General features: G+C 68.4%; 1 protein-coding gene. It reads left to right on the top strand.

Going from position 1 to position 2,944, the window contains the following annotated elements; all coding sequences use genetic code 11:
- Positions 1-2,944 (top strand): HAMP domain-containing protein (locus tag AA75_RS24010; RefSeq protein ID WP_033822285.1); only part of this gene is annotated, 2,944 nt, incomplete at both ends.

Consider the following 2,944-nt stretch of genomic DNA (forward strand, 5'->3'; position numbering starts at 1 on the left):
TCCGGTTTCGCCGAGCAGGTGACCAGAATGGCCCGTGCGGTGGGGACGGAGGGCATCCTGGGCGGTCAGGCGCAGGTGCCCGGGGTGGCGGGGGTCTGGAAGGACCTGACCGAGAACGTCAACTCGATGGCCAACAACCTGACCAACCAGGTGCGCAACATCGCGCAGGTGACGACGGCGGTGGCCAAGGGCGACCTGTCGCAGAAGATCCAGGTGGACGCGCAGGGCGAGATCCTGGAGTTGAAGAACACCATCAACACGATGGTGGACCAGCTGGGCGCGTTCGCCGACGAGGTGACCCGGGTGGCGCGGGACGTCGGTACCGAGGGGATCCTGGGCGGTCAGGCGAGTGTGCCGGGGGTGTCGGGGACCTGGAAGGACCTGACCAACAGCGTCAACCTGATGGCGAACAACCTGACGAGTCAGGTCCGCAACATCGCAGAGGTGACGACCGCGGTGGCCCGCGGTGACGTCTCCAAGAAGATCACCGTCGACGCCAAGGGTGAGATCCGGGAGCTGGTGACCACCGTCAACACGATGGTGGACCAGCTGTCGGCGTTCGCGGACGAGGTGACCCGGGTGGCCCGCGAGGTGGGCACCGAGGGCATCCTGGGTGGTCAGGCGCGGGTGCGCGGGGTGTCGGGTATCTGGCGCGATCTGACCGACAACGTCAACTTCATGGCGTCCAACCTGACCAGTCAGGTGCGGACGATCGCCGAGGTCGCCTCCGCGGTGGCCAACGGTGATCTGTCCAAGAAGATCACCATCGAGGCGCAGGGCGAGGTGGCCGCGCTGGCGGGCACCCTGAACACGATGGTCGACCAGCTGTCGGCGTTCGCCGTCGAGGTGACCCGGGTGGCCCGCGAGGTCGGCACCGACGGCATCCTGGGAGGCCAGGCCAATGTTCCGGGCGTGGCGGGGATCTGGAAGGACCTGACCGACAACGTCAACCTGATGGCGAACAACCTCACCGGGCAGGTCCGCAACATCGCCCTGGTGATCACCGCGGTGGCCCGCGGCGACCTGTCGCAGAAGATCGACGTGGACGCCCGGGGCGAGATCCTGGAGCTGAAGACCAGCATCAACACGATGGTGGACCAGCTGGGCGCGTTCGCGGACGAGGTGACCCGGGTGGCCCGCGAGGTGGGTACCGACGGGCGCCTCGGCGGCCAGGCCCGGGTGCCCGGGGTGGCCGGTACCTGGCAGGACCTCACCGAGTCGGTGAACGAGCTGGCCAACAACCTGACCCGGCAGGTGCGGGCGATCGCCCAGGCGGCGACCGCCGTGACCAGGGGCGATCTCAGCCTGCGGATCGACGTGGACGCGTCCGGCGAGCTCGACGAGCTCAAGGACAACCTGAACCAGATGATCGCCAACCTGCGCGAGACGACCAGGACCAACAAGGAACAGGACTGGCTGAAGACCAACCTGGCCCGGATGTCCGGTCTGCTGCAGGGCCGCCGGGACCTGGAGGCCGTCGCCTCGCTGATCATGAACGAGCTGACGCCGGTGGTGTCGGCCCAGCACGGCGCGTTCTTCCTCTCCCAGCCGGCCGGCCGCACCGCGGAGCTGATCACCGAGGACGACGACGAGAACGACACCGTGCTGCGGCTGCTGGGCAGCTACGGCTACAACCGGCGCTCGATGCCGACCACCTTCCGGCCCGGCGAGGGCCTGATCGGTCAGGCTGCGGTGGAGAAGCGCTCGATCATCGTCAAGGAGACCCCGCCGGGGTACCTGAAGATCGCCTCCGGGCTCGGCGAGGCCTCGCCCTCGCACCTGGTGGTGCTGCCGGTGCTGTTCGAGGACCGGCTGCTCGGGGTGATCGAGCTGGCCACCTTCAGCTCGTTCACCGCGGTCGCGCTGGACTTCCTCAACCAGATCGCGGACCTGATCGGCGTCACCGTCAACACCATCTCGGTCAACACCAAGACCGAGGGCCTGCTGCTGGAGTCCCAGCGGCTCACCGCCGAACTCTCCATGCGTTCGGCCGAGTTGGAGGCCCGGCAGGAGGAGCTGGAGCGCACCAACGAGGAGCTGCAGGAGAAGGCCGAGCAGCTCGCCCAGCAGAACCGCGACATCGAGATCAAGAACAGCGAGATCGAGGAGGCCCGGCAGATCCTGGAGGAGCGCGCCGAGCAGCTGGCCCTCGCCTCGCGGTACAAGAGCGAGTTCCTCGCCAACATGTCGCACGAGCTGCGCACCCCGCTCAACTCGCTGCTGATCCTGGCCAAGCTGCTCTCCGACAACAACGAGGGCAACCTCTCCGCCAAGCAGGTCGAGTTCGCCGAGACCATCCACGGTGCCGGGTCCGACCTGCTCCAGCTGATCAACGACATCCTCGACCTGTCCAAGGTCGAGGCGGGCAAGATGGACGTCCGCCCGGCCAAGATCGCGCTGGTCCAGCTGGTGGACTACGTCGAGGCGGCGTTCCGGCCACTGGCCGCCGACAAGAACCTGGACTTCGCGGTCCGGGTGGCCCCGGAGCTGCCGGCCACCCTGCACACCGACGAGCAGCGGCTCCAGCAGGTGCTGCGCAACCTGCTCTCCAACGCGGTCAAGTTCACCGACGCCGGCGCCGTCGAGCTGCTGATCCGACCGGTCGGCGCGGAGGTCCCGCAGCACGTGCGGGAGCTGCTGCTGGAGGCCGAGGCGATCGGCGACCCGGACGAGGCACTGATCGCCTTCTCGGTCTCCGACACCGGCATCGGCATCCCCGGCAACAAGCTGCGGGAGATCTTCGAGGCGTTCAAGCAGGCCGACGGCGGTACCAGCCGCAAGTACGGCGGCACCGGCCTCGGCCTGTCGATCAGCCGCGAGATCGCCCGGCTGCTCGGCGGCGAGATCCACGTGGAGAGCGAGCTGCACGGCGGCTCCACCTTCACGCTGTACCTGCCGCTGCGCAGCGAGGCGCCCGGGTTGCCCGCGCCGGACCGCCCGGCCG

Source organism: Kitasatospora sp. MBT63, from assembly GCF_000710465.2.
GTDB lineage: Bacteria > Actinomycetota > Actinomycetes > Streptomycetales > Streptomycetaceae > Kitasatospora.